Source organism: Castellaniella sp. (assembly GCF_034007085.1).
GTDB lineage: Bacteria > Pseudomonadota > Gammaproteobacteria > Burkholderiales > Burkholderiaceae_B > Castellaniella.
On sequence record NZ_JAVERO010000117.1, the window covers coordinates 1 to 6,833 of the forward strand.

General features: G+C 63.1%; 7 protein-coding genes. 5 read left to right on the top strand and 2 right to left on the bottom strand.

What is annotated here, in order from left to right:
- Positions 1-160: 160 nt before the first annotated feature.
- Positions 161-1,210, bottom strand: coding sequence for an ABC transporter substrate-binding protein (locus RBR29_RS09650; RefSeq protein WP_320348871.1), 1,050 nt, complete (start codon positions 1,208-1,210; stop codon positions 161-163).
- An 89-nt stretch (positions 1,211-1,299) separates the two neighbouring features.
- Between RBR29_RS09650 and RBR29_RS09655 the strand changes: the two genes are divergently transcribed.
- Complete coding sequence (locus tag RBR29_RS09655) at positions 1,300-1,533, top strand: hypothetical protein (RefSeq protein WP_320348872.1); 234 nt, start codon at positions 1,300-1,302, stop codon at positions 1,531-1,533.
- The gene (locus RBR29_RS09660) at positions 1,521-2,879 is read left to right on the top strand and encodes a sodium:alanine symporter family protein (protein WP_320348873.1); all 1,359 of its coding nucleotides are present in this window, start codon (positions 1,521-1,523) and stop codon (positions 2,877-2,879) included. The genes RBR29_RS09655 and RBR29_RS09660 overlap by 13 nt, the downstream gene beginning before the upstream one ends.
- 35 nt (positions 2,880-2,914) lie before the next feature.
- Here the strand turns inward: RBR29_RS09660 and RBR29_RS09665 are convergent, their stop codons facing one another.
- Complete coding sequence (locus RBR29_RS09665) at positions 2,915-3,724, bottom strand: helix-turn-helix domain-containing protein (RefSeq protein ID WP_320348875.1); 810 nt, start codon at positions 3,722-3,724, stop codon at positions 2,915-2,917.
- Between the two features lie 203 nt (positions 3,725-3,927).
- Here RBR29_RS09665 and RBR29_RS09670 point away from each other — a divergent pair, with 203 nt between their 5' ends.
- From RBR29_RS09670 to RBR29_RS09680, 3 genes are all read left to right on the top strand, one after another.
- Entirely contained in the window at positions 3,928-5,142 is a 1,215-nt protein-coding gene (locus RBR29_RS09670) for an ATP-binding protein (protein WP_320348877.1), read from the top strand.
- Positions 5,139-6,155: an AAA family ATPase gene (locus RBR29_RS09675; RefSeq protein WP_320348879.1), complete on the top strand. Its 1,017-nt coding sequence runs from the start codon at positions 5,139-5,141 to the stop codon at positions 6,153-6,155. The genes RBR29_RS09670 and RBR29_RS09675 overlap by 4 nt, the downstream gene beginning before the upstream one ends.
- Positions 6,156-6,386: 231 nt before the next feature.
- Positions 6,387-6,833 (top strand): formate/nitrite transporter family protein (locus RBR29_RS09680; protein WP_320348880.1); only part of this gene is annotated, 447 nt, incomplete at its 3' end.

Genomic DNA, 6,833 nt, shown 5'->3' on the forward strand with positions numbered 1-6,833 from the left:
CCATTCCCACAGCGCGCAGAACAGCAGCAGGCTGGCCACGGCCCCCCAACCGCTCCACAGATAGGCCAGGACCGCGCCGGCGCCATCGGCCAGGCGCCGCAGCGCAACGGCCATCCACCCGGCGGGCGCATCGGATCCGCAAGCCACGTCCAGCGGGAGCCTAGCCATAGAAATCATCGTCCGGCAACCGCCCGCCCACCAGCGCGGGCTGCCTGTCGAGCAGGCAATCGAAAAAGTAGTCCAATTCTGGCCGGGCGGCGCGCGCGTCCAGCGCCCGTTCGCGCGCCTGCTCGATCGAATCGGCAACGGCGGCAGGCGTGAGCATGGGAATGTGACGCGCGACCAGTTCACCGCATGCCTGCGGATGCGCCAGGCACCAGGCCAGCGAATCGGCATGTGCCCGCCGCACCCGCTCGATCCACCGCCCATCCGTGCGCAGCGGCCCGACGGCCGTGATCCCCGCCTGCGGGATGCGCGGTTCGCGGCCCAGAATATCGCCCCAGGCCTGCGACAGGTTCACGCCGCGATACAGCGTGGGCGCCACGACCGACACCGGAAACGACCCGCTTTTGCGCAACACCATCGATACGGCGGGTTCCGGCAGCAGGGCATGATCCGCGCGCCGGGTCAGCAGCAATTGGATGGCGTCAAAAGGCGTCGGCACGTAGCGCAGCGAAAAATCCCGCTTTGCATCCAGGCCCAGGCGGTCCGCCAGCAGACTGAACAGGATATCGGGCATGTCCGAACGGAACGGCATGGCGATTTCCTGCCCCCGGAAATCGGCCAGCGAACGCCGCGATTCATCGCGCGTGACCAGCCACAACATGCCCCAGGTGGTCACGTTCAGCAGGCGCAGCGGCACCCCCTGGTTGTACAGATTGGCCGCCACATTGGACGGCATGGCCATGAAATCCGCGCCATCGCGCACCGCCCAGGCACGCAGCTGGTCCGGGTTCTGCCACAGCTGGAAGCGGGTTTCCGGCGCCAGATCGGCCAGCGCGCCGGATTCCGCCATATGGACCAAGGGGTAGGACACCGTGGCCGGCGGACCCGACAAGACCAGGGGCCGGTCAAGCGGCGCTGCGTCCACGCCAGACGGCGTGGACGCCCGGACCGACGCCGGAGCAAGCGCCAGCATCCCCAACGCGGACGCCAGGCCCAGCAAAGCGCGGCGCCGGACGCCACGACCGGCCCCGTCTGCGGGGAACATGGAAGATGGGGAAGAGCCCACGGGAAATCGGGAAGCCATGCACAAACGTCTGAAAGAGTTTCTCAGATTGTCGGCAGGAAGCCATTCAAATGCAAATGATAATTATCAATGTTTATATAGATACAAAATTTGACAAAATCTTTGTTTTGCAAAATCCCACCCCTGCCTCAGCATCATGGTTTACCCCTATTTTTGGTATTTTTTCTGCTCTGACAGAAATTTCCACCATATATGGAGGAAATTCAGGGATTTTGCCTGAAAGCAGGGTGTTAGCATTGCGAAAATTTTTATCCTGGAGGGTGTCTGAGACATGGAATTCCTGAATCAACTCGTCAACCAGATCAATGGTCTGGTCTGGGGGCCGCCGATGCTGGTCCTGATCCTGGGGACCGGCTTTTTCCTGATGGTGCTGCTGAAACTGATGCCGCTGCGGCGCATCGGCACCGGCTTTGCCATGATCTGGCGCGGCCGCCATCGGGGTGATACCTCCACCGGCGAGATCAGCCCGTTCGAAGCCCTGATGACCTGCCTGGCCGCCACCGTCGGCACCGGCAACATCGCCGGGGTCGCCACGGCCATCGCCGTCGGCGGGCCGGGCGCCCTGTTCTGGATGTGGTGCACGGCCCTGGTCGGCATGGCCACCAAATACTGTGAAGTGGTGCTGGCCGTCCATTTCCGCGAAAAAGACGATCGCGGCGAACACGCCGGCGGCCCCATGTACGCCATCAAGAACGGCCTGGGCCGCAAATGGCTGTGGCTGGGCGTGGCGTTCGCGATCTTCGGCGGCTTTGCCGGGTTCGGCATCGGCAACATGGTCCAGGTCAACAGCATGGCCCTGGCCCTGGAATCGACCTTCTCCGTCCCGCTGTGGGTAACCGGCGTGATCACCATGATCCTGATCGGCCTGGTGATCCTGGGCGGCATCAAGCGCATCGGCGCCGTCGCGGCATCCCTGGTGCCATTCATGTGCGTGGCCTATGTGCTGGCCGGCCTGGTCGTGCTGATCGTCAATGCCGACCGCATCCCGGAATCCCTGGATCTGATCTTCACGCATGCCTTTTCGCCCATCGCCGCCACGGGCGGTTTTGCGGGCGCTGCCGTCATGGCTGCCATCCGCTACGGCGTGGCACGCGGAGTCTTCTCCAACGAAGCCGGCCTGGGATCGGCCGGGATCGCCCAGGCCGCCGGCACCACCACCAACGCCGTGCAATCGGGCCTGATCGGCATGATGGGCACATTCATCGACACCATCATCATCTGCAGCATCACCGGCCTGGCCATTGTGTGTTCGGGCGTCTGGAGCAGCGGCGCCAGTGGTGCCGCACTGTCGGCCAGCGCCTTCGAGGTCTCCATGCCCGGCATCGGCGGCGCCATCCTGACCCTGGCGCTGGTGGTGTTCGCCTTTACCACCATCCTGGGCTGGAGCTACTACGGCGAAAAGTGCTGGGAATTCCTGCTGGGCACCAAATCGACCCTGCCCTACCGCATCATCTGGGTCGCCGTGATCCCGTTTGGCGCCATCAGCCAACTGGATTTCGCCTGGCTGCTGGCCGATACGCTGAACGGCCTGATGGCACTGCCCAACCTGGTGTCGTTGATCCTGCTGAGCCCGTTGGTGGTGAAGCTGACGCGGGAATATTTCCAGAACCAACACGGCACGCAGTCCTGATCCTGTCTGCCTGACCGCCTGCCGGCGCAGCGGCTTCAGTCCGGAGCCGCTGCGCGCCGATAGGGCGCCGGATCGATGTCGTGCTTGCGCATCAAGGCCCAGAATGCGCGGCGATGTTTCTGCGCCATGCGTGCCGCCAGGGTGATGTTGCCCGCATGCCGCCCCAGGGCCGCGCGGATGTAGGCGCGTTCGAAGCGGGCCACGACCTGGCATTTAGCCGCACGAAAGGATTCCCGCGACGTGGCCCGCTGCATGGCCACGGCCACTGCATAGGCTTCCAGTTCGCTGCCGGAACGATCCAGAATGGTGTCACACAGCGCGATCTCGGATTCAGTGACCGGGGGTTCGGGTGCAGCTGCCGGCCGGCCCGGCGCATCCGGCGCCTTCGCCCCGACCCCGGTTTCGGTCAGCCCCGCGCCATAGACCGGCACGTGCTCGGCAATGCGAGCCGGCGCCAGGCGGCTGAGGGCATGGTCCAGACGGACGCGCAATTCGTCCGGACAAAAGGGCGGGCGCATAAAATCGGCCACCCCCAGCGCCATCAGGTCGTGCACGGCCGGGGCCCGCAAGCCAACCGCATAGACCGCCAGCACCGCCGGCAGACGACCTGCCAGGGCCGCCAGGGCCGTGCGCCAGTCCCGCAGCGAGGATGCGTCCACATACAGCAACCCGGCATCGTAGCGTCCCAGTGCCAAGGCCGGATCGGCCAGCGCATCGGCGGCCGTGTCATGCGGCTGCTGCGGCGTGTGCAGCACCAGCCGCCCGCCCAGGTGCGGACCATGCAGGGCGCCTGCCCAGTCCTGTTTGCCCGGCGCCAGAATCGCGCAATCCAGTCGTTCCCGCATGTCGCATCCTCCGTTTCCATCGAATGACGACAGCATAGGAAAACGGCGGCCAGAGGGGCAGTCGCAAAGTTACGGCCGTAGTTTTCACAGCGATCCCTGAGTGATCCTGCAGGGGATTCGTTGACCCGACTCCGCTCGTCACCGTCCTCTCTATAATGAGCTGATCATGCTGCGCACACATTCGAACGGCAAAAAGGGCACGTATGCAACGACTGAGCGATGACACGCTGCTCGCTCTCCTGCTCGATCTGGAATCCGATCGGGTGGAGCGCAAGGAGACCTTCAAGGGCGATGCCCCGAAAAAGGCCAGGCAGGCTGTGTGTGCCTTTGCAAACGATCTGCCAGGACACAACGTTCCCGGCGTTCTGTTCATCGGCGCGCGAGACGACGGCACCCCCAGCGGCATCGACATCAGCGACCGACTTTTACTTGCTCTGGCCGACATGAAAACCGATGGCAACATCCTGCCACTTCCCGTCTTGTCGGTCGAAAAACGCACGCTCGACAACGCTGCTTATGCAGTCGTCACCGTCCAGCCCTCAGATATGCCACCTGTCAAGTACGACGGTCGGATCTGGGTCCGAACCGGGCCACGCCGCGCCATCGCCAACGCACAGGAAGAGCGGATTCTGACAGAAAAGCGGCGCTACAAGAACCTGCCGTTCGATCTGTATCCCGTGCCATCTGCCAGCCTTGACGACCTGTCACGCACCATCTTCGAAACCGAATACCTGCCCCAGGCTTTTGCGGACGATGTCCTGGAAACCAACCATCGCAGCTACGAAGAACGGTTGGCCTCCTGCCGGATGATCGCCTCCCCAGACGACCCCGTGCCAACCGTCCTGGGTTTACTGGCCATCGGCAAGGCACCCCAGGATTTCCTGCCCGGTGCCAGCATTCAATTTCTGCGGATCGATGGGGAAAGCCTGACCGACCCTGTCATCGACGAGGCCCGGATCGGCGGCGCCCTGGTCGAGATGCTTCGACAGACCGAAGAAAAACTCAGAGCACACAACCGGATTGCCTTTGACATCCTGTCCGCCCCCACCCACCGAAAAGACTCTCCCTACCCTCAGGCCGCCTTGCAACAGGTTCTCTACAATGCCGTCCTGCATCGTACCTACGAAGGCACCAACGCGCCCATCCGGATCTACTGGTTCAATAATCGGATCGAAATCCACAGCCCCGGCGGCCCCTACGGTAATGTCACACCCGAAAATTTCGGGCATCCCGGCATCACCGACTACCGCAACCCCAACATTGCAGACGCACTGAAAGTCTACGGCTTCATCCAGGCCTTCGGTCGCGGCATCGCCATCACTCGGCAGGAAATGAACAAAAACGGCAACCCTGCCCCAAAATTCGACATCAGCCCCAGCATGGTCGCCTGCACATTACCCGGCAAACCACAATCATGACGCCCGTACTCACCTTCTTCAACAACAAGGGCGGCGTCGGCAAGACCTCGCTGGTCTACCACCTTGCCTGGACCTACGCCAACCAAGGAAAGCGGGTGGTGGCCATCGACCTCGACCCCCAGGCCAACCTGACGGCCGCCTTTCTCGACGAAGACCAAATCGAGGCAATCTGGACCCAGCAAGCGGCTGGCTCCACCATCTACGAATGCGTCAAACCACTTGCAGGCGTGGGCGACATCTCCCGGCCCAGACTGCAACGCATCACGGCGGGACTGCACCTGCTGCCTGGTGACGTTGTGCTCTCCAGTTACGAGGACCTTCTATCCAGCGAATGGCCCAACAGCATGGGTGATCACAACCTGTATCGCCCCATGCGCATCCTGAGCGCCTTCTGGCAAGTCATGCAAATGGCTGCAAAAAGCGTCAAGGCGGACCTCATCCTGGTGGACATCGGCCCCAATCTGGGCGCCATCAACCGGTCTGCCCTGCTGGCAACCGATTACGTCGTCATCCCGCTGGGCGCCGATCTGTTTTCCTTGCAAGGCCTCGCCAACCTCGGTCCCACGCTGCGTCAATGGAAAAGTCTGTGGCAAAAACGCCTGGACAACTGGAACAACAGCCACGAAAAACTCGCGTATCCGGATTTCGCGTTGCCAACGGGCAGCATGCGCCCCATCGGATATCTATGTCAGCAGCACAGTGTCCGTCTTGATCGACCCGTGCAGGCCTACGACAAATGGGTTCAACGCATCCCCGCCATCTACCGCGAGGCGGTGCTATCCGAACCCGCCATCCCCGACATGCGCCAGCAAGACGACCCGTATTGCCTGGCCACGATCAAGCATTACCGCAGCCTCATCCCCATGGCTCAAGAACGCCGCAAGCCAATCTTCAAGCTGACATCAGCCGATGGGGCCATCGGCAGCCACGCAGGTGCCGTCCGCGATGCTAAAAAAGACTTCCAGCAACTCGCCGACCGCATCATGACGCACATGGACCAGGCGGCAGCCTGAATGAAATATTGCTGGTGCGCCCCGGCACCGTCTTGATGCAGGCGCGCCCCATCATCGATCCTGCCGCCCTGCCCGGGCGCCGTGCCACCACCACCCGGCACGGCACAGCAACACACGCCCGCGCGCCCTGCATATCGGCTGGCCGCCCTGCACCGACACGCACACACCCAAAAGTTGGCACGTGAATTGCTTAACCCTGAATGAAGTCCTTTCATCCTCAGGGAGCGCACCATGTACGACGACACCATCGACGGCTTCGTGAAGGCCGCCAACGCCAAACTCGCCCTGCTGCGCCGCGCGCCGCACGGATTCTTCGTGGGCTGCATGCTGGCCGGCGCCTATATCGGCCTGGGCATCATCCTGATTCTCAGCCTGGGCAGCCGTATGCCGGCCGACCTGCGCCCACTGGTCATGGGGGCCACATTCGGCATTGCGCTGATCCTGGTGATCATCGCCGGCGCCGAACTGTTCACCGGCCACACTATGATCATGGCGCTGCGCCGCTACCGGGGCCAGGGCAGCTGGGCCGAAGCCGGCGCAGTACTGAGCGTGAGCTGGATCGGCAATCTGTGCGGCGGCGCCGTGCTGGCGGGCCTGTTCATCATGGGCGGGGGCGGCGGGCTGCTGCACGATCCCCAGGGCCTGCTCATGAGCGTTGCCACCCAAAAAATGAACGGT

What these genes read in the sequence shown, in the direction of transcription:
- RBR29_RS09650 (WP_320348871.1), bottom strand. Translation starts at nt 1,210, where the DNA reads ATGTTCCCCGCAGACGGGGCCGGTCGTGGCGTCCGGCGCCGCGCTTTG.
- RBR29_RS09655 (WP_320348872.1), top strand. Translation starts at nt 1,300, where the DNA reads ATGCAAATGATAATTATCAATGTTTATATAGATACAAAATTTGACAAA.
- RBR29_RS09660 (WP_320348873.1), top strand. Translation starts at nt 1,521, where the DNA reads ATGGAATTCCTGAATCAACTCGTCAACCAGATCAATGGTCTGGTCTGG.
- RBR29_RS09665 (WP_320348875.1), bottom strand. Translation starts at nt 3,724, where the DNA reads ATGCGGGAACGACTGGATTGCGCGATTCTGGCGCCGGGCAAACAGGAC.
- RBR29_RS09670 (WP_320348877.1), top strand. Translation starts at nt 3,928, where the DNA reads ATGCAACGACTGAGCGATGACACGCTGCTCGCTCTCCTGCTCGATCTG.
- RBR29_RS09675 (WP_320348879.1), top strand. Translation starts at nt 5,139, where the DNA reads ATGACGCCCGTACTCACCTTCTTCAACAACAAGGGCGGCGTCGGCAAG.